Below are 26185 nucleotides of genomic sequence, written 5' to 3'. Positions count from 1 at the left end.
CTGGTTCACGCGGAGTTGACTCCTCCGCCGCACCCTCGTCGCCCCCATCCCCGATGATCCTGCCCCCGCCACAGGCAGGAGCCCCCGGTGTCAGACGCCAGCAGACCCGACCGAACCCCCAGCGAAGAGCCACGTCTGACCACGCGCCGCCCCACCCGCCGCCGCACCCGCCACCCCCGCCACGTCGTCGCCGCGCTCCCCCTGGCCGTCGCGGGCCTGCTCGCGCTGACGGTTTCGGGGAACGCCCTGCGCCCCTTCGAGCGGATCGCGACGATCGACGGGAAGATGGCGTCGAAGTCGGACTTCTTCAAGGACCCGGAGGTCCAGCGGCTGCTGTTGAAGCACGGGATCCGGGTGGAGATACACCGGCTCGGCTCGCGCGGCATCGCCACGCAGTCGCTGCGCGGCATGGACGTGGTGTTCCCCTCGGGCCAGCCCGCGGCGAAGCTGATCATGCAGCGGCAGCAGCGCTCGGTGCGCACGGCGCGGCCGTTCGTCACGCCGCTGGTGCTCGGTACGTTCCGCGACTACGCGACGACGCTGGTGGCGGCGGGCGTGGCGCGCCCGCAGAAGGCGGCGGGCGGCGGGGACACGCTCTACTACGACCTCGACATGCGGGGGTTCCTGAAGCTGATCGAGCTGGAGCGGACCTGGAACGGCGTCGGGTTCAAGGACCACTCGCGGCGCAGCAACGGCGGCCGCGTCCTGGTCCGTACCTCCAGCGTCTGTGAATCCAACGCCGCGGGCACGTACTTGAGCATTCTCGCGTTCGTGAAGAACGGCAATCAGGCGCCGGGTACGGAGCGCAGGCGGGGGTCGGAGCGGCGCGCGGCCGGCGACCCGGTCCTCGATGTCGCCGCGCAGGTCAAGCCGTTGATCAACCTCCAGGGCATGGCAGCCGACGAGCAGGCCGACAGCTACTTCTCCGACGAGGGCGAGTCGATAGCGCCGGTCTCCCTCGTCTACGAGCACCAGTTCCTGAAGCATCAGGTGGACCACCAGAAGAAGCACGGCGAGCAGGACACCCGGCGGGTCCTGCTCTACCCCTCCCCGCACGCCCTCACCGAGCCCGAGCTGATCTCCCTCGGCGAGCAGGGCGACCGCCTCACCGACCTGATGGAGTCCGACGCGGCCCTGCGCCGCCGCGCCATCGAACTGGGCTTCCGCGTCCGGTTCTCCGGCGAGGACGGGACGAGCGAGCAGCTCAACGCGTATCTGCGCGACCACGAGGTGCAGGTCCCGACGCCGAATCCGGACCAGACGAAGGTGGACGCCCCCGACCTGAACGCCCTGGAGCGGATCATCAACCACGTGGGCAGCTGCCCGCCCCCCGGACGGGACGACGAATGACCCGCACCGGCCGCCCCCGCACCTACCGCCCCCGCACTCGCCGCCGCCCCGAGCCCCTGCTCGCCCTCGGCCTCCTCCTCGCCGCCGCCACCCTCACCGGCTGCACGAAGGACGAGCCGCACCACACCCTGCGCGTCCTCGCCAGCCCCGAACTCGCCGACGTGGAGCCGTTGTTGGGGGACCTGGAGGAGGACACCGGGGTCGAGCTGAAGCTTGATTACAAGGCCACCGCCGATCTCTCCGGGCCGCTCGGCCCCTACGATCTCGCCTGGCCCGCCTCCGACCGCTCCTACCTGCTGCGGCTCCAGGACTCCGGCACGCCCGCCGCCCGGCCCGAGTCCACGGCGATCATGCGGTCGCCCGTGGTCGTGGGCCTGGCCCCGGCCGCCGCGGACCGGCTGCGCCGCGAAGTCCCAGGGGGCCGTCTCTCCTGGGCCGACATCGCCGACGCCGCCGCCGACGGCAGCCTGCGCTTCGGCATGCCCGACCCCCGGCGCAGCGACACGGGGCGCGCCGCCCTGGTGGGCGTGGCCACGGCGGCGGCAGGCACCGGCGGGGCGCTGCGCGAACGGGACGTGTCCTGCGACCGGCTGCGCGGCTTCCGCTCCGGCCAGACCCTCACCGGCGCCAGCTCCCGCGACCTGATCGACACCTACGTACGCCGTCAGAGCGCCGCCGACGCGCTCATCGCGCACGAGTCGGAGCTGCTCACCCTGAACGCGGCAGGGAAGCTGAAGCGGCCGCTTGAGATCGTGCACCCCGAGGACGGCATGGTCCTCTCCGACTTCCCGCTGATGCTGCTCGACGCGGGCGAGCACAAGGCGTACCGCAAGGTGGTCGACTGGCTGCGCAGGGACGAGGTGCAGCAGAAGCTGATGGAGCGCACCTGGCGGCGGCCCGTCAGCCCGGACGTGCCGCGCCCCGCCCGGCTGCGCGCGGAGATCGGCAACGCCCTGTCGTACCCCGACAGGATCGCCGTCGTCCGGCGTCTGATGGACGACTACGGCACGCCGGGCAGCCGCGCGGCCGACCACGTCGTGTTCCTGCTCGACTTCTCCACGTCCATGCGGGGGCGGCGGATGGCGGACCTGCGGGCGGCCTTCGCCGACCTCAGCGGCGCCGATCCGACGGCGACGGGCAAGTTCGCCCGCTTCTACCGGGGGGAGCGGCTCACCGTGGTGCGGTTCGCGGGCCGGGTCCTTCAGGAGCGCACCGTGACCGTGCGCGGGAACGGGGACCTGCGGGCGCTCAACTCCTTCGTGGGCGAGGGCGGCTTCGGCGCCGACACGGCCGTGTGGTCGGCGCTCGGCCGCGGCTACGATGTGGCGTCCGCATCCGTCGCCGACCACCCCGAACAGCCGCTCTCGATCGTCCTGATGACGGACGGCGAGAACAACGCGGGCCGTACGTACGGCGAGTTCACCCGCCGCCACGCCCGCCTCGGCGCCGCCGCCCGCGCGGTGCCCACCTTCCCCGTCCACTTCGGCGAGGCCGACGCGGGCGAGCTGCGGCGGGCCGCCGACGCCACCGGCGGGCGCATGGTGGACGCCAACTCCTCTTCCCTCTCCCAGGCGTTCAAGGAGATCCGTGGGTGTCGTTGACGGCAAGTGGTGGGACCTGTGGTGGCCGTGGGTCACGGTGTGGCTGGCGACGGCGGTGTGCGTGGGCGCGCTCGCGCGGTACGCCGTGGCGCGGTGGGCGCTCGGGCGTCCGGGGCGCGGGTCGCGGCGCCGCCGCACCTTCCATGGCATGTGTTTCTACCTGCACGAACAGCGCGTCATGGACCTCTATCAGACGGGCGGGTTCTCGGCGGCCCTGGAGCAGGAGGTGGCCGACCGCACCAATGTGACGTCCGGCTTCGGCCTGTGGGCGAAGGTCACCGGCGCGGCGGGCGCGAAGGCACGGCGGGACGTGACGAAGGAGCGCTTCACCACCTACGTCCAGCAGAACACCCCGATCACCGTCATCGGCCTGCTCATGGACACCATGCGCCGCGAGGACGCCGTCGTCCACGCCGACCTCACCACCGGTCTGCTCGTCCCCAACCGCTCCCTGGCCGACGCGCTGCGCGACAGTGACGACGAACGGGTGCCGCTGAGCGCCGTCATGTCGGAGTTCGTGTCCGTCACCGGCCGCTTCACCGCCCGTCGCGTCGGCGGCGACGAGGTCGTCCTGCGCGCCCGCTACGGCAGCGGAGCCCCGCCCGCCCACGTCCGCATCACCTGCGCCGCCGACGGCATCCGCGAGGAGTTCCTGAACGAGGACGACTACTTCAGCGGCGAGTTCCAGGCCCGCTGCCTGGGCAAGGTGCGCACCTGGAACCGGGAGGCGGGCGAGCTGACCCTGGACGCGGTCGCGATCTTCCGCTGACGCGGGGCGGGGCGGGGCCCTGGCTACGAGTTGAGGTCGGCGAGGGTGCGCAGGGTGTGCGGGTCGGTGGCGAGCACCAGCAGGTCCGTCACCGGCCCCTTGCGCCACTCCTGGAGCCGCTCGGCGATCCGCCCGCGCGGCCCGACCAGCGAGATCTCGTCGGCGAACGCGTCCGGCACGGCGAGCACGGCCTCCTCCCGCCGCCCGGCCAGGAACAGCTCCTGCACACGCCGCGCCTCCTCCTCGTACCCCATCCGCCCCATCAGGTCGGCGTGGAAGTTGCGGGCCGCGTGCCCCATGCCGCCGATGTAGAAGCCGAGCATGGCCTTGACCGGGAGCAGCCCCTCGCGGACGTCGTCGCAGACCGTGGCCCGCACGAGCGGCGCCACCATGAATCCCTCCCGCAGCCCGTCGCCGAGCGACGCCTCGTACACGTCCGTGCGCGTCGGCGACCAGTACAGCGGCAGCCATCCGTCCGCGATCCGGACGGTCTGCGCGATGTTCCTGGGCCCCTCGGCGCCGAGCAGCACGGGCAGGTCGCCGCGCAGGGGATGGGTGATGGACTTCAGCGGCTTGCCGAGCCCGGTGCCGTCGTCGCCCGGGTAGGGGAGCGGGTGAAACCGTCCGTCCAGGACCACGGGCCCTTCCCGTGCGAGCACTTGCCGTACGACGTCGACGTACTCCCGCGTCGCGGTGAGCGGCGACTTCGGGAACGGCCGCCCGTACCACCCCTCCACCACCTGCGGCCCCGAGAGCCCGAGCCCGAGCAGCATCCGCCCGCCGGAGAGATGGTCGAGGGTGAGGGCGTGCATGGCGGTGGTGGTGGGGGAGCGGGCCGCCATCTGCGCCACGGCCGTACCGAGCCGTATCCGCGAGGTGTGCGCGGCGATCCACGTCAACGCCGTGAACGCGTCCGACCCCCACGCCTCCGCGGTCCACACCGAGTCGTACCCGAGCCGCTCGGCCTCCTGGGCGAGCGCCAGGTGCCGGGCCTCGGGGCCGCGGCCCCAGTATCCGAGCGCGAGCCCGAGCCGCATGGGTCCTCCAGGAAGCAGACGGAGTGAGTGGACCGAGAGAGCTGACGGTTCATCAGGTGCGGGTCGACTGGAGGAGGGTACGCCAGCGGCCCCCCGCCCGGAAGGGGCGAGGGGCCGCTGAGGTGCTGCGGGTGCGCGCGAGCGCGTGGGCTCAGCCGCGCTGGATGCCCGTGGTGTCCTGCAGGACGCCGCGACGGCCGTCCTGCGTCTGGGCCACCAGGCTCTGGCCGCGCTGCTCCACGGCCAAGTACCAGGTGCCGGGGGCCAGTTCCGCGATCGGGGTCGGCGAACCGTCCTCGGCGTACAGCGGACGCGGCACCGGCACGGCGAACCAGAACGGGGAGAAGTCCCCGGCCGGGGCGCCGGCCTGCTGCGCCTGGGCGGGCGGCGGCGTCTGGCCGCCACCCTGCGGCTGGCCGCCGTAGGGCTGCGCCGGGGCGGCGGGCTGGCCGCCGTAGGGCTGACCGGGCTGGCCCGGCTGGGCACCCTGCGCACCCGGGTAGCCGTAGCCACCCTGCGGCTGGCCACCGTAGGGCTGCGGGGGCTTGGGGCCACCGCCGCCCGCGAGGGGGGCCTTGAGGGCGGGGACGATCTGCGTGGCGACGGCGGCACCGGCCATGACGAGCGTGGCGATCAGGCCGAGGATCAGGCCCATTCCGGCGTCGGGGGACTCGGCGCCGCCACCGCTGCCGCCGAACTGGCTGCCGAGCTGCTCGAAGAAGAAGCCGAACGACTGGTCCGTGTCGAAGATCGCGCCGAGCGCGCTCCAGGCGGCGGCGATGCTGAAGACGACACCAACCTGTCCCAGTTCCAGGCCGACGACCTTGCGCTGTCCCATGCCGCGGCCCACGACGATGAGCGCGGCGCCGATGACGCCGAGCAGGTACACGCTCATCAGCAGGTTGCCGTTGTCCCAGGCGATCGGCAGCTTGTCGCTGTCGGAGCCGTCGGAGTCAAAAGTGTCGAGGAACGAGGCGATGAAGAGCAACACCGCTGCTCCGATCACCACGCCGTCGCCTCGAGTGAGGGAGCGGAAATTCACTTCAGGGTCCTTCGTCAGTCGTCTCGTCGGTAGAGGCGTCGCTGTCGCCGTAGTCGCGGTCGTGTCGCGGTGCGCGAAGCGCGGGGGTGGCCCCTCATCGTAGGGAGGACACTATCCTCCGGTCAGCCGGGGTGTCTGCTTGGGATAAAGATCGTCACCCAGTGAAGATCTGCCGGTTGCCGTCCCGTGACGAGACGGCATCGAACACATCACGACATGGGGTGATACCCCGGAATCCGCCCCTTCGGGCACCCGCCTCCAGCCCGGCGCCCGCCTGTGTCTACCCGCGCAGGAAGCTCTCGATGCCGTCCGAGAGGCCCTGGGCCGCCTTCTGCCGCCAGGCGCCGCTCGTCAGCAACGCCTCGTCCTTCGGGTCGCGCATGTTGCCGCACTCGATGAACACCTTCGGGACCTTCGACAGGTTGAGGCCGCCGAGGTCGCCGCGGACGTCGAGGCCGGTGCCGCCGCCGACGTAGTTGGAGGGGGCGCTCTTGGTGACGCTCAGGAACTTGCCCGCGATGCGCTCGCCCAGGTCACGTGATGGCCCGACGATCGCGGAGGTGTCCGCGGCACCGCCCCGGACCTTCGCGGGCAGGATGACGTGGAACCCGCGGTTGCCGACGGCGGAGCCGTCCGCGTGCAGGGAGACCACGGCGTCGGCGCGGGCCTCGTTGCCGATCCGGGCGCGCTCGTCGACGCAGGGCCCGAAGGGGCGGTCGGCGTCGTGCGTGAAGCGGACCGTGGCGCCCTGCCGGTGCAGCAGGTCGCGCAGGCGGTGGGCGAGGTCCAGGGTGAACCGGGCTTCCGTGTAACCGCGGTTGGTGGACGTGCCCGTGGTGTCGCACTCCTTGGAGTTCGTCCCGATGTTCACCTGCCGGTTGATCTCGGCGGTGTGCTTGAAGTTCCCCGGGTTGTGCCCGGGGTCCACCACGACGACCTTGCCCTTGAGGGGGCCGGACGCGGCGGGGCGGCCGCCCGAGCCCTTCGTGGGGTCGGCGGACGGCTTGGCGTCGTCGGCGGGCTTGGACTTCGACGGCTTGGTCGACTTGTCGGGCTTGCCAGGCTTGTCTGGCTTGCTCGCGTCCGCGCTCGGCTTCGAGGGCGAGCCCTGCTCCGAACGGCTCGCGGACGGCAGTGTTCTGGCGGGCTTCCCGTCCTTGGAGTCGCTCGCGGTGTCCATGAGGAGATACCCGGCGAGGGCGCCGGGCACGAGCACGGCGAGGGCGACCGCGAGCGGGCGGCCACCGCGGAAGCGGCGGGGCGGGCGCGGTGGATGACTGTCCGGACCTACGTACGACACGGGAGCGAGCCTAGTCCCGCCGCAGGGCGCCCGCGCCGGTTCGGCGCAGGACGCGGAGCGAGTCCGTGGCCGAGATCTCCGTGAATGCCCCGGATTCCAGGGCCCGCAGATAGATCCGGTACGGGGCCTGCCCGGTCCACTCGTCCACCGGATCGGGGAACACGTCGTGGATGACGAGCAGCCCGCCCTCCGCGACGTGCGGCGCCCACCCCTCGTAGTCCGCGTTCGCGTGCTCGTCCGTGTGGCCGCCGTCGATGAAGACGAGGGCGACCGGGGAGTTCCACACCGCCGCGACCTGCGGTGAGCGGCCCACGACGGCGATGACGTGGTCTTCAAGACCGGCCCGGTGCAGGGTCCTGCGGAACGTCGGCAGCGTGTCCATGCGGCCGATCTCCGGGTCGACCGTCGCCGGGTCGTGGTAGTCCCAGCCCGGCTGCTGCTCCTCGCTGCCCCGGTGGTGGTCGACCGTGATCACGCTCACACCGGCGGCGCGGGCCGCGTCCGCGAGCAGGATCGTGGAGCGGCCGCAGTACGTGCCGACTTCGAGCAGGGGCAGCCCGAGCGCCGCGGCCTCGGTGGCCGCCGCGTACAGGGCGAGGCCCTCCTTCACGGGCATGAAGCCCTTCGCGGCCTCGAAGGCGTCGAGTACGTCGGGACCGGGCTCGGCGGCCAAGGGTTCCTCCTCGGGGCGGGCGCGTGGAGGCCCGCGGGGTGCGCGTTGCGAACGGGCCCGCGCGTGCGGACGCGCGGGGCGCCCCATCGTGCACCACACCCCCGTCATGGGGGTGACGGGGGTGTGGGGATTGTCGGCCTCAGGCCAGGACTTCGCTCTCGCCCGGCAGGGCCAGGTCGACCTCCACCGGCCGCTCCCCGCCGGGGTGGGCGGCGGACGCGGCGTGCGGCGCGTGTCCCGCGGCCGTCGCGGCGAGGACGTAGGGCCCGTCGGCCGGGACCTCCAGGGCGTAGCGCCCCTCGCCGTCCGTCAGCGCGGCGCCGGCCTGCTTGCCCCGGTGGTCGATCAGCGTGACCTTGGCCCGCGCGACCGGCGCGCCGGAGGCGGCGAGCACCCGGCCCTGGAAGCCGCCGAGGGCTCGCGCGGCCCGCTCGATGCCCGCGTCCTCCTCGCTGCTGGCCCGGAGCTGCGGCTTGTCCTGGGCAGGTGCGCGCCCCCGTCCCGGCAGGAACAGGGCGAGCAGAAGACCGATGGCGACAGCGCCGGTGGCGATGAGGAAGGAGGTGCGGAAGCCCTCCATCGTGGGCACGTCGACCGGCCCCGTGTGGGTCGCGGTGTTGGCGAGCACCATGCCGATGACGGCGCTCGACACCGACGTGCCGATGGACCGCATCAGGGTGTTGAGGCCGTTGGCCGCGCCCGTCTCGGACGGGTCGACGGCGCCGATGATCAGGGCGGGCAGCGAGGAGTAGGCGAGGCCGATGCCCGCGCCCACGATCACCGCGATGACGATGGTCTGCCAGGCGGCGCTCATCAGGCCGAGGCCCGCTCCGTAGCCGATCGCGATGATCAGCAGGCCGAGGATCAGGGTGATCTTCGGGCCGTACTTCGCCGAGAGGCGCGCGTACACCGGCGCGGTGAACATCATCGTCAGGCCGAGCGGCGCCACGCACAGACCCGCGACGACCATGGACTGGCCGAGGCCGTACCCGGTGGACGTGGGCAGTTGGAGGAGCTGGGGCAGGACGAGCGAGATGGCGTAGAAAGCGACACCGACCATGATCGAGGCGAGGTTGGTGAGCAGCACCTCGCGCCGGGCGGTGGTGCGCAGGTCCACCAGCGGTGCCTTCAGGCGCAGTTCCATCACGCCCCACAGGAGCAGGACGGCGGCCGAGGCCCCGAAGAGCCCGAGGGTCAGGCCCGAACTCCAGCCCCAGTCACTGCCCTTGGTGATGGGCAGCAGGAAGAGCACGAGTCCGGCGGACAGGCCGAGGGCGCCGGCCACGTCGAAGGTGCCCTCGGCGCGCAGCGGGCTCTCGGGCACCAGGAAGAAGATGAGCAGCATCGCGAGGACGCCGAGGCCCGCGGCCCCGAAGAACAGCGCGTGCCAGTCGGTGTGCTGGGCGACGAGGGCGGCGGCGGGCAGGGCGAGGCCGCCGCCGACACCGATGGAGGAGCTCATCAGGGCCATCGCGGAGCCGAGCTTCTCGCGCGGCAGCTCGTCGCGCATCAGGCCGATGCCCAGCGGTATCGCGCCCATCGCGAAGCCCTGCAGGGCGCGGCCGACGATCATCACGAGCAGATCGTCGGTGAACGCGCAGACCAGGGAGCCGACGACCATCACGGCGAGGCTGGTGAGCAGCATCCGGCGCTTGCCGAAGAGGTCGCCGAGACGGCCCATGATCGGCGTGGAGACGGCGCCCGCGAGCAGGGTCGAGGTCATGACCCAGGTGGCGTTGGAGGGTTCGGTGCCGAGCAGCGTCGGCAGGTCCTTGATGACGGGGACGAGCAGCGTCTGCATGACGGCGACGACGATGCCCGCGAAGGCGAGGACGGGGACGACACCGCCGGTTCCGCGCGTTGCGCGGTCACCGCGGGGGTGGGTCGTCGCGTGGGACATGGGCGTGCGGCCTCCGGCAGGAAGAGGGGCGGTGGGTGGGGCACCCGCAGGTATATGCAGGATGAACCTGTATCCCTGGGCGACTATTCCGACGGGTGTCGAACCAAGGGAAGTCTTGACCCGCCATTGACCGGTTCTGTACGTGCCGGAGGTCGTCGCCCTTCCGGTGAACTGAAACGTGTTCTAGTCTTGCCGCCCGCTCTCGGAAGGAGCCCCAGCGGTGAAGAGCTACATCGTCGGTGTCGGCATGACGAAGTTCGAGAAGCCCGAGACCCGCGACTGGCAGTACTGGGACATGGCGAAGGAGGCGGGCACCGCCGCGCTCGCCGACGCCCGGATCGCCTACGAGCAGGTGGAGCAGGTCGTCGCCGGGTACTGCTTCCAGGCGTCGACGGCGGGCCAGCGGGCCGCGTACGAGCTGGGCCTGACCGGAGTGCCCGTCTACAACGTCAACAACAACTGCGCCACGGGCTCCACCGCCCTCATGATGGCCCGGCAGTTCGTGGCGGGCGGGCAGAGCGAGTGCGTGCTCGCGCTCGGCTTCGAGAAGATGAAGCGCGGCTCGCTGGGCGGCGGCAGCGACGGCGAATTCGCGACATCCCCGGTGGCCCGGCACTACGGCGTCATGGCGGCCCGGCACGGCTTCGAGGCGACACCGCCCACGGCCCAGCTCTTCGGCAACGCGGCCCGCGAGCACATGGAGCGGTACGGCACGACGCCCGCGCAGCTCGCGGCGGTCGCCGCGAAGAACCACCGGCACTCCACGAACAACCCCAACGCCCAGTTCCAGGACGCGTACACGGTCGAGGAGATCCTCGCCGCGAGGACCGTGCACGCCCCCCTCACCAAGCTCCAGTGCTCCCCGACGTCGGACGGCGCGGCCGCCGTGGTCGTGGCCTCGGAGGCGTTCGTGGACCGGCACGGGCTCGGGGACCGGGCGGTCGAGATCACGGCCCAGGCCATGACGACCGACACCGCGGAGACCTTCGCCTCCGGCAGCTGCCTCGACGTCGTCGGCACCCCCATGGCCCGCGCGGCCGCCCGCAAGGCCTACGACGCCTCGGGGCTCGGCCCCGACGACCTCGACGTCATCGAGCTGCACGACTGCTTCTCCGTCAACGAACTCCTCACCTACGAGGCCCTCGGCCTGTGCGAGGAGGGCGAATCCGGCAAGCTCGTGGAGTCCGGCGCGACGACGTACGGCGGCCGCTGGGTGGTGAACCCCTCCGGCGGCCTCATCTCCAAGGGCCACCCCCTGGGCGCGACCGGCCTCGCCCAGGCCACCGAACTCAGCTGGCAGTTGCGGGGCGAGGCGGGACCGCGCCAGGTCGCCGGGGCGCGGGTGGGACTCGCGCACAACGTCGGCCTCGGCGGGGCGGCGATGGTGACGCTCCTCACGCGCCCCCGGTCATAGCCGCGACGGGTACCAGGACTCCCGACAGGACCTGGAACTCCCGAGGGGACCCAGGCCTCCCGACCGGACCTAGGACTCCCGACCCAGGTCCCCTGGCCCGTTTTTCCGATGTACGGGGCACATGTCCGGCTGTCAGCATGGGGGCCATGCTCCAGACCCCCGCCGACACCCCGACCTCCCGGATATCGGGTCGCCCCACTCCGCCCACCTGGCTCGTCGTGGCCGCCGCGTGCGCCGGACAGTTCCTCGTCGTCCTCGACGTGTCCGTCGTGAACGTGGCGCTGCCGTCGATGCGGACCGATCTCGGCCTGAGCGCCACGGGGTTGCAGTGGGTCGTGAACGCGTACTCCATCGCGTTCGCCGGGTTCATGCTGCTCGGCGGGCGGGCCGGGGACCTCTTCGGGCGCAAGCGGATGTTCCTGGTGGGCCTCGGGCTCTTCACCCTTGCCTCGCTCGCGGGCGGGCTCGCCCAGGAGGGCTGGCAACTGCTGCTCGCGCGGGCCGTGCAGGGCCTCGGCGCCGCCGTGCTCGCCCCGTCGACGCTGACCATCCTCACGTCCGCCGTGCCGGAGGGGCCCGCCCGGGTGCGGGCCATCGCCACCTGGTCCGCGGTCGGGGCGGGCGGCGGCGCCGCGGGCGGGCTCGTCGGCGGCGTGCTCACCGACGGCCTCTCCTGGCGGTGGACGCTGCTCGTCAACGTGCCCGTCGGCGTCCTCGTCCTCGCCGCCGCGCTGCGCTGGATCACCGAGAGCCGCGCCAACGGGGCGCGCCGCCTCGACCTGCCCGGGGCCGTGCTCGTGACCGGCGGCATCGCCACCCTCGCGTACGGCATCGTGCAGACCGAGGTGGAGGGCTGGACCGCCGCCACCACCCTGGTGCCCCTGGTCGCCGGGCTCGCCCTGATCGGGGCCTTCCTCGCCGTCGAGGCCCGCGCCAAGGCGCCGCTGATGCCGCTCGCGCTGTTCCGGGTGCGGTCCGTCTCGGCCGCCAACGCCACGATGTTCGTCTGCGGCATGGGCCTGTTCGCCATGTGGTTCTTCATGACCCTGTACGCCCAGAACGTCCTCGGCTACACGCCCCTTGAGGCCGGGCTCGCCCTGATCCCCAGCTCGGTCAGCGTCGTCGTCGGCTCCAAGGTCGCCCCCCGCCTGATGCGCGTCCTGGGCGCCCGCAGCGTCACGGTCATCGGCGTCCTCGTCGCCGCCGTGGGCTTCCTCTGGCAGTGGCGGGTCCTCGACGCCGACGGGGCGTACGTCACCTCGATCATGCTCCCCGGCATCCTCATGATGCTCGGCGCCGGACTCGCGGGCACGCCCCTCGCCTCCCTCGCCACGAGCGGCGCCGACCCCGGCGACGCGGGCCTCGTCGCCGGACTCATCAACACCTCCCGCACCATGGGCGGCTCCCTCGGCCTCGCGGTCCTCTCCACCATCGCCGCGTCCCGCACCGACGACCGCCCCGGCACCCACGCCCTGGCCGAGGGCTACGCCCAGGCGTTCCTGTGGGGAGCGGTGTTCCTCACGGCGGCGGTGGTGCTGGTCCTTGTGGCGATGCCGAGGCAATCAAGCCCGTAGTGGGGGTCCCCCCTGCTCCTTAAGAGCTTGGGGGAGATTGAGGACGAGGCGCGGAGCGCCGATCAGCGGGGGTCCGGGGGCGGCAGCCCCCGGGGGCAACCCGGCCCCACGGCGAGGAAACGCCTACAGCCACCCTTCACGCCGAGCGACCCGCACCGCTTCCATCCGATTACGGGTCCCCGTCTTCCCGATGGCGGCGGAGAGATAGTTCCGAACCGTCGACTCCGACAGACGCAGCGCCGCCGAGATGTCGGCGACCGTCGCCCCGTCGACAGACGCGTTCAGCACCTCGGCCTCCCGGGCCGTCAACGGGTTGGGCCCGGCCCCGAGCGCGGCGGCGGCCAGCGCAGGATCGACCACGACCTCCCCGCGAAGCACGGCGCGAATCGCCTCGGCCAGCTCCTCCACGGGCCCGTCCTTGACGAGGAACCCCGCGGCGCCCGCGTCCATGGCGCGCCGCAGATACCCGGGCCTGCCGAACGTGGTGAGGATCAGGACCCGGCAGTCGGGAACCTCCGTACGCAGGTCCGCCGCCGCGTCGAGCCCGCTGCGGCCGGGCAACTCGATGTCGAGGAGGGCCACGTCGGGCCGCGCGGTGAGCGCGGTGTGCACGATGTCGTCGCCCGCGGCGACCTGCGCGACGACCTCGATGTCCTCCTCCATCCCGAGCAGCAGGGCCAGTGCGCCGCGCATCATGCCCTGGTCCTCGGCGAGCAGGACTCTGATCATCGAATGCGCTCCTCGTGGGCGCCCGCCCGCGCGGGCGCCGCGTCGGTGACGTGGCCGGCGGCGGAGGCATCGCGGTCCTCGGTGACCGGCAGCACCGCCGTGACCCGGAAGCCGCCGCGCGGCTCGGGCCCCGACTCCAGTGCGCCACCCACCGCCGTGAGGCGCTCGGCCAGGCCCTTCAGCCCGCTGCCGGGCGTGGTCGAGCCTACGCCGCGGCCGTCGTCCGTGATCGTCAGACGGGTCTGTTCGGAGGTGGCGGCGACCTCGATCTCGCACCGGCCCGCCCGCGCGTGCCGTACGACATTGGTGGCCGCCTCCCGCACCACCCAGCCGAGCAGCGCCTCCGACCGGGGGCCGAGCGGCGGCCCCGACTGCCGTACGACCGCCTCGACACCGGCCGCGTCGAGCAGTTCGCGGGCCCGGTCCAGCTCGGCGGCAAGGGCCGCGTCCCGGTACCCGGTGACGGCCTCGCGGATCTCGGTGAGCGCCTGGCGGCCGACGGACTCGATGTCGGTGATCTGCGCCAGGGCCGCGTCCATGCTGCGCGGGGCGAGGCGGCGCGCGGCCTCCGACTTCACGACGATCAGCGAGAGCGTGTGGCCGAGCAGGTCGTGCAGGTCGCGGGAGAAGCGCAGCCGCTCCTCGGCCACGGCCCGCCGCGCCAGTTCCTCACGGGCGGCGCGCAGGTCGCGTACCGCCTCGGAGAGGGACAGGATCGCGGCCGTGATCATCGTGGACAGGAACGTGCCGTACGCGATGTTGATGCCGTCCCAGCCCTCCCGGAACCCGGCGACGGCGCCCGCGAGGGCGCTCAGGGAGAGAGCCACAGGACCGAGGTGGCGGCCCCGCACCACGGCGCCCACGGCCAGGCCGAACAGCGGGAAGTACATCAGCCAGTTGCCGCCGTACCCGGCCGCGAGGCCCACGGTGAGCGCGCCCATCACGAGCAGCGCGACCAGCACCCTGCGTGACTCCCGGGCCCGCTTGTCGAAGGCGCAGAAGGCCACGCCGACGTAGAGGGAGTTGAAGACGAACAGGCCGATGCCGCCGATCCACGGGTTCGGGGTCTTGCCCTGGAGCAGGTGCGAGAACGCGCCCAGGCCCATCAGGAGCCACGGAAGCAGCGCGAAGCCGTTGGGCGGGCCCGAGTGCACGAGGGCGTCCTGATCGCCCGCCCGCTTCCGTTCCCGCCAGTCGGCCTTCTGCTCCCGCCAGGAACTCCGCTGCTCCCGCCAGGCGGCCCGCTGCTGCCGCAGGTCGTGCATCCGGCAGGTCACGCCGCGCTTCCAGGACATCTCTCGCTCCCCGTTCGGGCGGGCCCGCGTCCCCCGCGGTCCCCGTGCCCTCGACAGTACGGAGCGGGGGCGCCTCGGCGGCAGTGAGGTCCGTACCGAGTCGGCCGGGACAAATGTCACCGATGGCGGCCCCGGGCGGACCCGGACGCCGGATCTGACGTGACGTCAGGACTCTTCCCAAGTGTGGGGCGCTGGGCTATACATGGGGCCATCGGCCTAGAACGCGTTCTAGAACGACCGGTGGACCGGGGGATCGGCGAACCGGTGGATCGGCGGACAGGGACGCCGTGGCCGCCGCAGACGACCTCGGTGCGGCCGACGGTGCGGACGGACGCACCGAGGTCTTCCCCCGGAGCACACCGGCAACCCCGCCCCGCACGCCGCACCCGCAGGACCGTCACCCGCAGCCCGCGAGGAGCCGCCACCCCATGCCCATCGATGCCGCACAGGCCCTGGCCGCGCAGCCCCGCAGCGCCGAGATCACCTGGGACCACAAGGACGTCCAGCTCTACCACCTGGGCCTCGGCGCGGGCGCCAACCCGGACCTCGCCGACCCCGCGACCGACGCCGACGAACTCCGCTACACCCTGGAGTCCCGGCTGCACGTCCTGCCCAGCTTCGCCACCGTGGCGGGCGCGGGCATGGGCATGATGGGCGGCCTCGCCGCACCCGGCATCGACGTGGACCTCGCCGCCGTGCTGCACGGCGGCCAGAGCGTCGAGCTGCACCGCCCGATCCCCGTCAAGGGCCGGGCCACCACGAGCTCCAAGGTCGCCGCCGTCTACGACAAGGGCAAGGCGGCCGTCCTCGTGCTGCGCTCCGAAGCCGCCGACGACGAGGGCCCGCTGTGGACCAGCGACGCGCAGATCTTCGTGCGCGGCGAGGGCGGGTTCGGCGGCGAGCGCGGCCCGTCCGGCAGCCCCGAGGCACCGGACCGCCCCTTCGACCACACCGTCGAGCGCCCGGTCCGCCCCGACCAGGCCCTGCTCTACCGCCTGTCCGGCGACTGGAACCCGCTGCACGCCGACCCCGAGTTCGCCAAGCTCGCCGGCTTCGAACGGCCGATCCTGCACGGCCTGTGCACGTACGGCATGACGCTCAAGGCCGTCGTCGACACCGTCCTCGGCGGCGACGTGGGCCGGGTGCGGTCCTACCGCACGCGCTTCGCCGGGATCGTCCTGCCCGGCGAGACGCTGCGCGTCGGCATGTGGGAGTCGGAGAGCCGGGTGCGGGTCGCCGTCACGGCCGTCGAGCGGCAGGACGCGCCGGTCCTCACGGACACGGTCGTGGAGCTGAACTGACGGGTGGAGCCGGGCCACTGACGTACGGAGCTGAACTGACGGGGCCGAACTGACGTCACGTACCGCCGGTCATGTACCGCCGGGATGAGAGGAGCCGCACAGCCATGCGCGCAGCCGTACTGCACGAGACAGGCCAGGACAAGCTCGATGTACTCGACGACGTCGAGGCGGTGGGCTTCGGCCCGGGCAAGGCCAGGATCCGGGTGCGGGCCACCGGCCTGTGCCACTCCGACGTGTCGGCGATGAACGGCGTGCTGCCGCAGCCCGCGCCGTTCGTCCCCGGCCACGAGGGCGCGGGCGAGATCCTGGAGGTCGGCGACGGCGTCACCCACATCAAACCCGGCGACCGGGTCCTGGTGTGCTGGCTCCCGGCGTGCGGGCAGTGCCCGGCGTGCCGCCGCGGCCAGACCCAGCTGTGCCTGGCCGGCTTCATGAACGCGGGAACCCCCAACTTCCGGCGCTCCGGCGACCGTTCGGACGTCTTCGGCTTCGCGGGCACGGGCACCTTCGCCGAGGAGATCGTCGTCGACGCGTCCTGCGCCGTGCCCATACCCGACGACGTGCCCTTCGACATCGCCGCGCTCATCGGCTGCGGCGTGACGACGGGGCTCGGCGCCGCCATCAACACCGCCGACGTGGCGGCCGGTTCGTCCGTCGCCGTCATCGGCTGCGGCGGCGTCGGCGTCTCCGCGATCCAGGGCGCCCGGCTCAAGGGCGCCGCGGAGATCATCGCCGTCGACCCGGTCGCCTCCCGGCGCGAGGCCGCGCTCCGCTTCGGCGCGACCCAGGCCGTCGCCCCCGACGAACTGGCCGACGCCCGGCAGCGCGTGACCGAGGGCGAGGGTTTCGACTACGTCTTCGAGGTCGTCGGCAAGTCCGCGACCACCCGCACCGCGTACGAGATGACACGGCGCGGCGGCACCCTCTGCGTCGTCGGCGCGGGCGCCATGGACGACCAGGTGCAGTTCAACATGTTCGAGCTGTTCTTCGACGAGAAGCGGATCCTGCCCTCGCTGTACGGCGGCGGGGACGTCCTGCGGTCGTACGAGCGGGCCATCGCCCTGTGGCGCGCGGGGCGCGTCGACCTGGAGGGCATGATCACCCACCGGGTGCGGCTCACCGAGATCAACGAGGCGCTGGAGCAGATGCGGTCCGGGACAGCGCTGCGGACGTGCATCGAGATCTGAGGCGAGCGCGATGGCCGCTGAAGCCAGGCGCGAACGAGTGAAGCCAGGTGAGAGGAGTACGTACCCGTATGTCACTGCCACTTGAAGGTCTCGCCGCCGTCGTCACCGGGGCGGGCCGCGGGCTCGGCCGGGCCGAGGCGCTGGAACTCGCCCGGCTCGGCGCGAGCGTCGTCGTCAACGACTTCGGGCAGCCGGGCCGCGACGGGTCCGGCGAGGCGTCGGCCGCGCCCGCCGAGGAGGTCGCGGCGGAGATCACGAAGTCCGGCGGGAAGGCCGTGGCCCACACCGGGGACGTCGCCGACCTCCAACAGGCCCGTGCCCTCGTCCAGTCGGCCGTCGACACCTACGGCAAGCTCGACATCCTGGTCAACAACGCGGGCATCCTGCGGGACCGGATGATCTTCTCCATGACGGAGGACGAGTGGGACTCGGTGATCCGCGTCCACCTCAAGGGTCACTTCAACACCATCCGGTTCGCCTCCGCCCACTGGCGCGAGCGCTCCAAGGAAGCCGGTGGGCCCGTCTACGGGCGCATCGTCAACACCTCGTCCGAGGCCTTCCTCGCCGGGTCCGCCGGGCAGCCCAACTACGCCGCCGCCAAAGGCGGGATCGTCGGGCTCACCACCTCCACGGCGCTCGCCCTCGCCAAGTACGGCGTCACCGCCAACGCCATCTGTCCGCGGGCGCGGACCCGGATGACCTCCGACGTGTTCGCCGGGTTCGCCGAGCCCGGGGCGGGGGAGCTGGATCCGCTGGCGCCGGAGCATGTGGCTCCGCTGGTCGGCTATCTGGCTTCGCCCGCTGCGGGGCGGGTCAACGGGCAGGTGCTCGTCGTCCACGGCGGGATGGTCGCCGTCGTCGAACGGCCCCGGGTCGCGGCGCAGTTCGACTCCGTCGGTGGGGTGTTCAGCTTCGAGGAGCTGGACGAGGCGGTGTCCCCGTACTTCGCCTCCCGGCCGGAGGGGGAGACGTTCGGGGCGGCGGAGGTGTTGGGGTTGCGGAGGGGGTGAGGGTGGGGACCCTGCGGGGCTTTCCCCAATCCCGCCCCTTCCCGAAACCGGGGGCTGCCGCCCCCGGACCCCCGCTGATCGGCGCTTCGCGCCTCGTCCTCAATCGCCGGACGGGCTAGAGAGTGTGCGGCTGTATTTCAGCCCCTCCGGCGTTTGAGGAGCGGGGTCTGGGGCGGAGCCCCAGTTTCGGGAAGGGGTGGGATTGGGGAGCCCCCGGCAAGGCCCCGAACCTCAGCCCCTCCCCGCCTCCCGGCGATGCCGCCCCCGAGGCGCGGCCTCCTCGTCGTGCTCGGCCACCGGCCCCCGATGCCGCCCGGCCCCACCGACCTCCGCACTCCCGGAGAGCGAAACCCCCTCCCGAGGATCCACAACCCCCTCCTGCAGCGGCTCGGCAGCCACATTCTCGGTCTTCATCAAACTCACCCCGTAGCAAAGATCGTTCGTACAGCCGGGCGAGTCTAACCGCCCACCCCCCGCCCGCCGAGAGGCGCCTGCTGCAACGGCACGGGCCGAGCCACCCGCCTGGCCCCGGCCACCCCCGTGACCTGCTCGGACGCCTCACTCCCGGCTTCGGGGCGGGGCCGGGACGAGGGCACCTCGACCCGGGCCATGCCGCAGGGGACGGTCCCGGTGACGTAGGGCAACTCAAGGACCCCGTCACGGGTGCACCGCCCGGCACCGGACAACCACCCTTCGGGGGCGGCGAGTTGATGGACGCGCCGCTCGGCGGGCCGCCAACCGCACAGCCGGGGCGAGGAGTTGCCGGACCCGTCATCCACCCGGAGGGCCACGGTGCAGCTCTCCGGCATGAGCACCTGCCCGGGCTGGATCGCGAACGGCGTCACCGCCCGGCCGGGCATCCGCAGGCATTCGGGGAAGCGTACGGGCCGGGTGCTGCCGAGGACGCCCCAGCCCAGGCGGGTCTCGCCGGGGGCGTCGGAGCGGATGAGGAGCAGCCCGCTGTCGGTGTCGGCGAGGAGCAGCCGGTCGTCGCTGTCGGCGGCGATCTGGAGCAGGGGGGTGACCTCGCCGCCGCGTTCCAGGTCGACGGCCACCGTCTTGGTGGGGCCGTCGAGTTCGCGGTCGAGGGCCAGGATGCGGTTGGTGCGGTCGAGCCAGACGCCGCCGGTGCAGCGGCCGGGGATCTCGGCGAGGTGCTCGGGTCCGAAGGAGCCGCCCGCGACCATCCAGACGGCGGTGGAGCGCGCTCCGACGGCGAGGGCGTAGGCGTAGGCGCCGCGCGGGGCGGGCGGCAGCAGGGTCAGGTCGGCGCCTTCGCACTCCACGCCGCCGAGCGGCACCTCCCCGGTGCTCGGCCCGGTGGGGTACAGCAGCGAGAAGAGGTGCCGTCCGGCCGCACGCCGGTGCACGAGCACCCGCCCGTCGGCCATCGGCAGCACCCGCGTACCGGGCTCCTCGGGCTGATGCGCGGGCAACGGCACCGCGTACGGCTCGGCGGTGTCCAGTGTCCACCGCTCCGGGAACCAGCACCCGCCCCGGTGTGCGAGCCGCGCCGCGTAGGCGCCGTCGGCGGTGATGGCGGGGGGTGGGGGGCTGAGCGCGGGGGCGGGTTCGCCCGCCCCACCAGAGGGAGCCGATGCTCTTGTCCCGCCGGGGGGTGCCGGTACATCTGCCCCGCCGTAGGGAGCGGGTGAACCCAGCCCACTGGGAGGAGGCGATGAACCCAGCCCACTGGGAGGAAGCGATGAGCCCAGCCCACTGGGAGGAGGCGATGAGGCCCGCCCGCCGGACGGAAGCGATGAGGCCCGCCCGCCGGACGGATCCGATGAGCCCCGCCCACCGGAAAGACTCGACGCGCCAGACCCCCCGGGCGGAGCCGGACCGTCGGCCTTATCGAACGATCCCAGGGCCCCGACCCGCTCGAACGAGCCCGCACCACCCGCAGCCCGCCGGGCCCCCACACCCCTCAACGACACGGTCGTCTCGGCACCGCAGTCAGGCTTCGCCGGTGCCGGGGCCGCGGCCGGGACCGAAGCCGGGATCTGGGCCGAAGCCGGGATCTGGGCCGGAACCGGAACCGAGATCTGCACCGAAGCCGGGCCCGCGACCGAAGCCGGATCCGAAGTCGGCACCCAGGCGGGCGCCGAGCCCGACACCGCCCCCGACGCCACCCCCGAAGCCGAAGCCACCCCCACCCCCGAAGCCGGAGGCGAAGCGGCCGTCGGGATCGAGGCCGGGGCGGCTGTGGGCCCCGGCGTCGGGGCCGATGCCGGGCCCGGGCCCGCCCCGGGGCCCGGGGCCCGAGCGGACGCCGCCTCCGCCCCGGCCACGCGCTTCGGTCGGATTCCGGCCGCGCCCCCGGTCCCCGGAGGGGCGGACGGCGGGAGCGGGGACACGGGTGAGGGCTCGGCCACAGGGGCTGTCATCTGGGGTCACCTCCGTCCGTGACGCTAGTTTTCGCACGCACTGGCGTGGCAGACGAGGCCCCCGCTTCACGCGTACGTGTGGCGAAGTGACGATTCGCCTGAGCGGGAGGGGGCGACTGTGCTGGCTGGAAAACGGCGCTTATGGTTAGGCGAACCTAAGTCCGTAGACGGCCGCACCCCAGATGGGCGCACCCCAGACGAGCACCCCCCCGCACGCCCCCGTACAGCACCACCCCCGCACAGCCAGCCCCCTGGAGCACCGATGTCCCCACGCCACCGCCCCCACCGCGGCACCGCCGCCCTCGCCCTCGCCGTCGTGGGCGCGCTCGCCCTGTCCGCCTGCGGGTCGGGCGACGACTCCGGCAAGTCCGACCGCGGCACCGGCAGCAAGGCCGTCGCGCAGGGCGGCGACGACTTCGCCAAGGCGGCCGAGAAGACGGCGAAGATGGGCACGAGCGCCAAGCCCGGCCAGTTCCCGCGCACCATCGAGCACGCGCTGGGCAAGACGGAGCTGAAGCAGGCGCCGAAGCGGGTCGTGGTCCTGGACGTCGGCGAGCTGGACAACGTCGTGTCCCTCGGGGTGAAGCCCGTCGGCTACGCCCCCACCGAGGGCGACGACGGCATCCCCTCGTACCTGAAGAAGGACGCCGGGAACCCGAAGAGCGTCGGCACCATCAACGCGCTCAACCTCGAAGCGATCGCGAACCTCAAGCCCGACCTGATCCTCGGCAGCGAACTGCGCGCCGCCAAGCTCTACCCGCAGCTCGCCAAGATCGCCCCGACCGTCTTCTCCGTGCGCCCCGGCTTCACCTGGAAGGAGAACTACCTCCTCAACGCCGCCGCGCTCGACAGGACCGCCACCGCCAAGGCCGAGCTGGGCGCGTACGAGAAGAAGGCGAAGGCCCTCGACAAGGACCTCGGCGCCGACAAGCCCACCGTCACGATGCTGCGCTACATGCCCGACCGCATCCGGCTCTACGCCAAGGCGTCGTTCGTCGGCACCATCCTCCAGGACGCCGGTCTGCCCCGGCCCAAGAACCAGCAGGTCAACGATCTCGCCGTGGAGATCAGCCCGGAGAAGATCGACGAGGCCGACGCCGACTGGATCTTCACCGGCGTCTACGGCGACGCGAAGAAGACCGGCCGCTCCGGTGCCGAGAAGAACCCGCTGTGGAAGAAGCTCGACGCGGTCGAGAACGGCCGGGCCAAGGACGTCCCCGACGAGACCTGGTACCTGGGCCTCGGTGTGACGGCGGCGGACAAGGTCCTGGACGACCTCCGCGACCACCTCGTCAAGTAGCCCGGCGGATCGTACGTAGCCCCTTGTCACAGCACTTCAGCTGTACGTGACCCATGGCCTGCGGGGCGCGGCGGGAAGGTAGCCTTTCTCCGTGCCCCGTCTGTCTGAAGTCATCGCCGCCCTCGACGCCCTGTGGCCCGCGGAGCGGGCCGAGCAGTGGGACGCCGTCGGCACCGTGTGCGGTGATCCCGAGGCCGAGGTCTCGCGGGTCCTGTTCGCCGTCGACCCCGTCCAGGAGATCGTCGACGAGGCGGTGCGCCTCGGCGCGGACCTGCTGATCACGCACCACCCGCTGTATCTGCGCGGTACGACGACGGTCGCGGCCTCCACGTTCAAGGGCCGCGTCGTGCACGACCTGATCAAGCACGACGTGGCCCTGCACGTCGCGCACACGAACGCCGACTCCGCCGACCCGGGAGTGAGCGACGCCCTCGCGGGCGCCCTCGGCCTGCGCGTCGTGGGGCCGCTCGTGCCGGACCCGTCCGACGCCGCCGGGCGCCGCGGGCTCGGCCGGGTCTGCGAGCTCGAACACCCGCTGCCGCTCGCCGAGTTCGCCGAGCGGGCCGCCGCCCGCCTGCCCGCCACCGCGCAGGGCGTCCGGGTCGCGGGCGACCCCGGGCAGACCATCCGCAGGGTCGCCGTCAGCGGCGGCTCCGGCGACAGCCTCTTCGACGCCGTCCGGGCCGCGGGCGTGGACGCGTTCCTCACCGCCGACCTGCGCCACCACCCGGTGTCGGAGGCGCGCGCACAGGCGCCGCTCGCGCTGCTCGACGCCGCGCACTGGGCCACCGAGTGGCCGTGGTGCGAGCTGGCCGCGGCGCAGCTCGACGAGATCTCCGACCGGCACGGCTGGGGCCTGCGCGTCCACGTGTCGAAGACCGTCACCGACCCCTGGACCGCCCACGCGGCGTCGTCCACCACCACCCTCGCAGCGAGCGCTACGCGCGCGCCTTCCGACCCCGATTCCCTTGGAGCCCCCAACTGAACGCCGCGCCCGCCGACCAGATCCGCCTTCTCGACCTCCAGGACCTGGACGTACGCCTCGCGCAGCTCGCGCACAAGCGCGCCTCGCTGCCCGAGCACGCCGAGATCGAGTCCCTGACGAAGGACCTCACGCAGCTCCGCGACCTGCTCGTCGCCGCGACGACGGAGGAGAGCGACTGCGCCCGCGAGCAGACCAAGGCCGAGCAGGACGTGGACCAGGTGCGCCAGCGCGCCGCCCGCGACCAGAAGCGCCTGGACTCCGGCGCGATCACCTCGCCCAAGGACCTGGAGAACCTCCAGAAGGAGATCGCCTCCCTCGCCAAGCGCCAGGGCGACCTGGAGGACGTCGTCCTCGAGGTCATGGAGCGCCGCGAGTCCGCGCAGGAGCGCGTGAGCGAGCTGACCGAGCGCGTCGGCTCCGTCCAGTCGAAGATCGACGACGCGACGGGCCGCAGGGACGCCGCCACCGGCGAGTTCGACCGCGAGGCCGCGAACGTCACCAAGGAGCGCGAGGTCGTCGCCGGGTCCGTCCCCGCCGACCTGCTCGCCCTCTACGACAAGGTGCGCGCGAAGCAGGGCGGGATCGGCGCCGCCAAGCTCCACCAGCGGCGCTGCGAGGGCTGCCGCCTCGAGCTCGACATCACCGAGGTGAACGACATCAAGGCGGCGTCGCCCGACAAGGTCGTGCGCTGCGAGAACTGCAGCCGCATCCTGGTGCGCACCGCCGAGTCCGGCCTGTAAGGGGCGGGCGCGGTGCGGGAGTTCATCGTCGAGGCCGACGGCGGCTCCCGGGGCAACCCGGGGCCCGCGGGCTACGGCGCGGTCGTCATCGACGCGGAGTCCGGGGAGACCCTGGCCGAAGCCGCGGAGTACATCGGCGTCGCGACGAACAACGTCGCCGAGTACAAAGGCCTGGTCGCCGGCCTCAAGGCGGCCCACGCCCTGGACCCGGCGGCGAGCGTGCACGTCCGCATGGACTCCAAGCTCGTCGTCGAGCAGATGTCGGGCCGCTGGAAGATCAAGCACCCCGACATGAAGCCCCTCGCCGCCGAGGCCGCGCGGGTGCTGCCCGGGACCCGGGTGACGTACGAGTGGATCCCGCGCGAGAAGAACAAGCACGCCGACCGGCTCGCCAACGAGGCCATGGACGCGGGCAAGCGCGGCGAGCAGTGGTCGCCTTCGGCGTCGACGGCCGAGCTCGACCGGCCCGCGCGCACGGCCGGAGCGGGTACGCCCGCCGGGCCGCCCGGGGACGCGGCCGCGGGCGCCGCGAAGGCGCGGGCCGCGCTGGCCGGGGCCTCCGCCGGGCGCGGTACGGGCGCCGGGGGCGGCGAGGCCGGGTTCACCGCGAGTGCGCTGGGTGCCTCGGGCACGGTGGCCCGGGGCGGCGGTGCGGACGTGGCCGGGATGGTCGGGGCAGCCGAGGTGGCCGGGGTGGCTGGGGCAGCCGAGGTGGCCGGGGTGGCTGGGGCAGCCGAGGTGGCCGCGACGGCCGAGGTGGCCGAGACGGCTGACGTGCGGGCCGCGCGGTCCGTGGCTGCCGGTGGCGGTGGCGGTGACGGTGCCGCGCTCGCGAGCGGGAGTACGACGGCCGGGGGCGCCGTCGCGGCGGACGTGCCCGGTACGGCGGTTCCGCCCGTCGGCTGGGCCGCGCCCGCCGACCTGGGCGCCCCCGCCACCTTCGTACTGCTGCGGCACGGCGAGACCCCGCTCACGCCCCAGAAGCGCTTCTCCGGCAGCGGCGGGAGCAACCCCTCCCTCTCCGACGTCGGCCGCGAACAGGCCGTCCGCGTCGCCGCCGCGCTCGCCGCGCGCGGCACCGTCCAGGCCGTCGTCTCCTCACCGCTCCTGCGCTGCCAGGAGACCGCCCGCACCGTCGCCGCCCGGCTCGGCCTCGACGTCCACCTCGAAGAGGGCCTGCGCGAGACGGACTTCGGCGACTGGGAAGGGCTGACCTTCGCCGAGGTGCGCGAGCGGCAGCCCGACGAGCTGACCGCGTGGCTGGCCTCGCCGGACGTCGCACCGCCCGGCGGCGAGTCGTTCGCCGAGGTCACGACCCGCGTCGAGGCCGCGCGCGAGCGGCTCCTCGCCGCCTACGCGGGCCGCACCGTGCTGCTCGTCACGCACGTCACCCCCATCAAGACCCTCGTCCGCCTCGCCCTCGGCGCGCCGCCCGAGTCCCTGTTCCGGATGGAACTGTCGGCGGCTTCGCTGTCGGCGGTGGCGTACTACGGCGACGGCAACGCGAGCCTGCGGCTGCTGAACGACACGGGGCATCTGCGCTGAGGCTCTGGGGGCGGGGCGGCTGCGCGCTTGTACGTGGCCGGGCCGCCCCCGGTCCGCCGTGCGTGCTGGTACGCGGTCTCAGCGCAGGGCCGCCGCCTCCCGGGCCAGGGACTCCACCTTCTCCCAGTCCTTCGCCGTGACCGCGTCCGCCGGGAGCATCCAACTGCCGCCCACGCAGCCCACGTTCCGCAGGGCCAGGTAGGCGGGCGCGGACGCCGCCGAGATGCCGCCCGTCGGGCAGAAGCGGGCCTGGGGGAGCGGGCCCCCGAGAGACTTCAGGTACGGCGTCCCGCCCGCCGCCTCGGCCGGGAAGAACTTCATCTCCTCGACGCCGCGCTCCAGCAGCGCCACGACCTCGGACGTCGTCGAGACGCCCGGCAGGAACGGCAGCCCCGACGCCGTCATCGCGTCGAGCAGCGTCGGCGTCCAGCCCGGGCTCACCAGGAAACGGGCGCCCGCGTCGGCCGCGGCCGTGACGTTCGCCGCCGAGACGATCGTCCCCGCGCCGACCACCGCGTCCGGGACGCCGTCCGCGATGGCCCGGATCGCGTCCAGGGCGACGGGCGTCCGCAGGGTCACCTCGATCGCCGGGAGGCCGCCCGCGACCAGGGCTCGCGCCAGGGGGAGCGCGTCCGCGGGGTCGTCGATGACGACTACGGGGATGACCGGGGCGAGGTCCAGCACGGAGGCCTTGGCGGCGGCAGCGGGGTTCATGGCGTCATCGTGCCCCGCGACGCGCGCCCTGCGCAAAGCCCGTTGCACCTCCTGCAATCGACTGACGGGCTATATCCCACCCGCCCGCCCGAACTTGCACCGGCCTGGCCGACAGCCCGGCACCCTCAGCCCCGACCGGATCACCCCCGGTCGCGCTCCGCGCTCGTCCTCAAACGCCGGACGGGCTTTCTCCCACCCGCCCGCCCAACCTCGAACCGGCCTGCTCAACAGCCCGGCACCTTCAGCCCCGAAAGGGTCGCCCCCGGTCGCGCTCCGCGCTCGTCCTCAAACGCCGGACAGGCTTTCTCCCACCCGCCCGCCCAACCTTGAAC

General features: G+C 73.2%; 21 protein-coding genes. 12 read left to right on the top strand and 9 right to left on the bottom strand.

Going from position 1 to position 26185, the window contains the following annotated elements:
• The first annotated feature begins 87 nt into the window (after window positions 1–87).
• The 3 genes from ACFVHO_RS36915 to ACFVHO_RS36905 are packed head-to-tail and all read left to right on the top strand — an operon-like array spanning window position 88 to window position 3720.
• Window positions 88–1350 (top strand): hypothetical protein, encoded by a 1263-nt coding sequence (locus tag ACFVHO_RS36915; protein WP_385724732.1) that lies wholly within the window; start codon window positions 88–90, stop codon window positions 1348–1350.
• The gene (locus ACFVHO_RS36910; protein ID WP_385724730.1) at window positions 1347–2951 is read left to right on the top strand and encodes a substrate-binding domain-containing protein; all 1605 of its coding nucleotides are present in this window, start codon (window positions 1347–1349) and stop codon (window positions 2949–2951) included. Before ACFVHO_RS36915 ends, ACFVHO_RS36910 begins: the two co-directional genes overlap by 4 nt.
• Window positions 2938–3720, top strand: coding sequence for a hypothetical protein (locus ACFVHO_RS36905; protein WP_385724728.1), 783 nt, complete (start codon window positions 2938–2940; stop codon window positions 3718–3720). Before ACFVHO_RS36910 ends, ACFVHO_RS36905 begins: the two co-directional genes overlap by 14 nt.
• Before the next feature lie 23 nt (window positions 3721–3743).
• Here ACFVHO_RS36905 and ACFVHO_RS36900 read toward each other — a convergent pair whose 3' ends face one another.
• The 5 genes from ACFVHO_RS36900 to ACFVHO_RS36880 form a co-directional block, all read right to left on the bottom strand.
• A complete protein-coding gene (locus ACFVHO_RS36900) occupies window positions 3744–4757 on the bottom strand; it encodes an LLM class F420-dependent oxidoreductase (protein WP_385724727.1) in 1014 nt (337 codons plus the stop codon).
• Between the two features lie 151 nt (window positions 4758–4908).
• Window positions 4909–5799, bottom strand: a complete 891-nt coding sequence (locus tag ACFVHO_RS36895) for a hypothetical protein (protein WP_385724725.1) — start codon at window positions 5797–5799, stop codon at window positions 4909–4911.
• A gap of 280 nt (window positions 5800–6079) precedes the next feature.
• Window positions 6080–7099: an N-acetylmuramoyl-L-alanine amidase gene (locus ACFVHO_RS36890; RefSeq protein WP_385724723.1), complete on the bottom strand. Its 1020-nt coding sequence runs from the start codon at window positions 7097–7099 to the stop codon at window positions 6080–6082.
• Window positions 7100–7109: 10 nt separating this feature from the next.
• Window positions 7110–7715, bottom strand: a complete 606-nt coding sequence (locus ACFVHO_RS36885; protein WP_385724773.1) for a class I SAM-dependent methyltransferase — start codon at window positions 7713–7715, stop codon at window positions 7110–7112.
• A gap of 196 nt (window positions 7716–7911) precedes the next feature.
• The gene (locus ACFVHO_RS36880; RefSeq protein ID WP_385724721.1) at window positions 7912–9672 is read right to left on the bottom strand and encodes an MFS transporter; all 1761 of its coding nucleotides are present in this window, start codon (window positions 9670–9672) and stop codon (window positions 7912–7914) included.
• A 220-nt stretch (window positions 9673–9892) separates the two neighbouring features.
• Here ACFVHO_RS36880 and ACFVHO_RS36875 point away from each other — a divergent pair, with 220 nt between their 5' ends.
• Both ACFVHO_RS36875 and ACFVHO_RS36870 read left to right on the top strand, forming a co-directional pair.
• Window positions 9893–11086, top strand: a complete 1194-nt coding sequence (locus ACFVHO_RS36875; RefSeq protein ID WP_385724719.1) for a lipid-transfer protein — start codon at window positions 9893–9895, stop codon at window positions 11084–11086.
• A 137-nt stretch (window positions 11087–11223) separates the two neighbouring features.
• Window positions 11224–12660, top strand: coding sequence for an MFS transporter (locus tag ACFVHO_RS36870; protein WP_385724717.1), 1437 nt, complete (start codon window positions 11224–11226; stop codon window positions 12658–12660).
• Between the two features lie 123 nt (window positions 12661–12783).
• Here ACFVHO_RS36870 and ACFVHO_RS36865 read toward each other — a convergent pair whose 3' ends face one another.
• Both ACFVHO_RS36865 and ACFVHO_RS36860 read right to left on the bottom strand, forming a co-directional pair.
• The gene (locus ACFVHO_RS36865; RefSeq protein ID WP_385724715.1) at window positions 12784–13389 is read right to left on the bottom strand and encodes a response regulator; all 606 of its coding nucleotides are present in this window, start codon (window positions 13387–13389) and stop codon (window positions 12784–12786) included.
• Window positions 13386–14684, bottom strand: a complete 1299-nt coding sequence (locus tag ACFVHO_RS36860; protein WP_385724713.1) for a sensor histidine kinase — start codon at window positions 14682–14684, stop codon at window positions 13386–13388. The genes ACFVHO_RS36865 and ACFVHO_RS36860 overlap by 4 nt, the downstream gene beginning before the upstream one ends.
• Before the next feature lie 428 nt (window positions 14685–15112).
• Here ACFVHO_RS36860 and ACFVHO_RS36855 point away from each other — a divergent pair, with 428 nt between their 5' ends.
• The 3 genes from ACFVHO_RS36855 (at window position 15113) to ACFVHO_RS36845 (ending at window position 18182) form a co-directional block, all read left to right on the top strand.
• On the top strand, window positions 15113–15985 hold the full coding sequence (locus ACFVHO_RS36855) for a MaoC/PaaZ C-terminal domain-containing protein (protein ID WP_385724711.1): 873 nt from the start codon (window positions 15113–15115) through the stop codon (window positions 15983–15985).
• 104 nt (window positions 15986–16089) lie between these two features.
• On the top strand, window positions 16090–17172 hold the full coding sequence (locus ACFVHO_RS36850; protein ID WP_385724709.1) for a Zn-dependent alcohol dehydrogenase: 1083 nt from the start codon (window positions 16090–16092) through the stop codon (window positions 17170–17172).
• A 68-nt stretch (window positions 17173–17240) separates the two neighbouring features.
• The gene (locus ACFVHO_RS36845; protein WP_385724707.1) at window positions 17241–18182 is read left to right on the top strand and encodes a 3-oxoacyl-ACP reductase; all 942 of its coding nucleotides are present in this window, start codon (window positions 17241–17243) and stop codon (window positions 18180–18182) included.
• Window positions 18183–18640: 458 nt separating this feature from the next.
• Here the strand turns inward: ACFVHO_RS36845 and ACFVHO_RS36840 are convergent, their stop codons facing one another.
• On the bottom strand, window positions 18641–19720 hold the full coding sequence (locus ACFVHO_RS36840) for a hypothetical protein (protein ID WP_385724772.1): 1080 nt from the start codon (window positions 19718–19720) through the stop codon (window positions 18641–18643).
• A 1111-nt stretch (window positions 19721–20831) separates the two neighbouring features.
• Here ACFVHO_RS36840 and ACFVHO_RS36835 point away from each other — a divergent pair.
• The 4 genes from ACFVHO_RS36835 (at window position 20832) to ACFVHO_RS36820 (ending at window position 25139) form a co-directional block, all read left to right on the top strand.
• Window positions 20832–21869, top strand: a complete 1038-nt coding sequence (locus ACFVHO_RS36835; protein ID WP_385724706.1) for an ABC transporter substrate-binding protein — start codon at window positions 20832–20834, stop codon at window positions 21867–21869.
• Between the two features lie 91 nt (window positions 21870–21960).
• On the top strand, window positions 21961–22854 hold the full coding sequence (locus ACFVHO_RS36830; RefSeq protein ID WP_385724704.1) for a Nif3-like dinuclear metal center hexameric protein: 894 nt from the start codon (window positions 21961–21963) through the stop codon (window positions 22852–22854).
• Window positions 22851–23594 (top strand): zinc ribbon domain-containing protein, encoded by a 744-nt coding sequence (locus ACFVHO_RS36825; RefSeq protein ID WP_385724770.1) that lies wholly within the window; start codon window positions 22851–22853, stop codon window positions 23592–23594. Before ACFVHO_RS36830 ends, ACFVHO_RS36825 begins: the two co-directional genes overlap by 4 nt.
• Window positions 23595–23606: 12 nt before the next feature.
• Complete coding sequence (locus ACFVHO_RS36820) at window positions 23607–25139, top strand: bifunctional RNase H/acid phosphatase (protein WP_385724702.1); 1533 nt, start codon at window positions 23607–23609, stop codon at window positions 25137–25139.
• A gap of 78 nt (window positions 25140–25217) precedes the next feature.
• On the opposite strand, the gene eda is transcribed toward ACFVHO_RS36820, so the two are convergent.
• Window positions 25218–25853, bottom strand: a complete 636-nt coding sequence (eda, locus tag ACFVHO_RS36815) for a bifunctional 4-hydroxy-2-oxoglutarate aldolase/2-dehydro-3-deoxy-phosphogluconate aldolase (protein ID WP_385724700.1) — start codon at window positions 25851–25853, stop codon at window positions 25218–25220.
• Window positions 25854–26185: the final 332 nt, after the last annotated feature.

Source organism: Streptomyces sp. NPDC127108 (assembly GCF_042677545.1).
In the GTDB taxonomy this organism is placed as follows: domain Bacteria; phylum Actinomycetota; class Actinomycetes; order Streptomycetales; family Streptomycetaceae; genus Streptomyces.
The sequence above is the reverse complement of the archived record's forward strand: the minus strand, read 5'-3'. Positions and strand labels throughout refer to the sequence as shown.

Bases quoted from the DNA above. Each gene is read 5' to 3' on its own strand.
- ACFVHO_RS36910 (WP_385724730.1), top strand. From the start codon at position 1,347: ATGACCCGCACCGGCCGCCCCCGCACCTACCGCCCCCGCACTCGCCGC.
- ACFVHO_RS36900 (WP_385724727.1), bottom strand. From the start codon at position 4,757: ATGCGGCTCGGGCTCGCGCTCGGATACTGGGGCCGCGGCCCCGAGGCC.
- ACFVHO_RS36885 (WP_385724773.1), bottom strand. From the start codon at position 7,715: ATGCCCGTGAAGGAGGGCCTCGCCCTGTACGCGGCGGCCACCGAGGCC.
- ACFVHO_RS36880 (WP_385724721.1), bottom strand. From the start codon at position 9,672: ATGTCCCACGCGACGACCCACCCCCGCGGTGACCGCGCAACGCGCGGA.
- ACFVHO_RS36870 (WP_385724717.1), top strand. From the start codon at position 11,224: ATGGGGGCCATGCTCCAGACCCCCGCCGACACCCCGACCTCCCGGATA.
- ACFVHO_RS36865 (WP_385724715.1), bottom strand. From the start codon at position 13,389: ATGATCAGAGTCCTGCTCGCCGAGGACCAGGGCATGATGCGCGGCGCA.
- ACFVHO_RS36860 (WP_385724713.1), bottom strand. From the start codon at position 14,684: ATGTCCTGGAAGCGCGGCGTGACCTGCCGGATGCACGACCTGCGGCAG.
- ACFVHO_RS36855 (WP_385724711.1), top strand. From the start codon at position 15,113: ATGCCCATCGATGCCGCACAGGCCCTGGCCGCGCAGCCCCGCAGCGCC.
- ACFVHO_RS36850 (WP_385724709.1), top strand. From the start codon at position 16,090: ATGCGCGCAGCCGTACTGCACGAGACAGGCCAGGACAAGCTCGATGTA.
- ACFVHO_RS36845 (WP_385724707.1), top strand. From the start codon at position 17,241: ATGTCACTGCCACTTGAAGGTCTCGCCGCCGTCGTCACCGGGGCGGGC.
- ACFVHO_RS36835 (WP_385724706.1), top strand. From the start codon at position 20,832: ATGTCCCCACGCCACCGCCCCCACCGCGGCACCGCCGCCCTCGCCCTC.
- eda (WP_385724700.1), bottom strand. From the start codon at position 25,853: ATGAACCCCGCTGCCGCCGCCAAGGCCTCCGTGCTGGACCTCGCCCCG.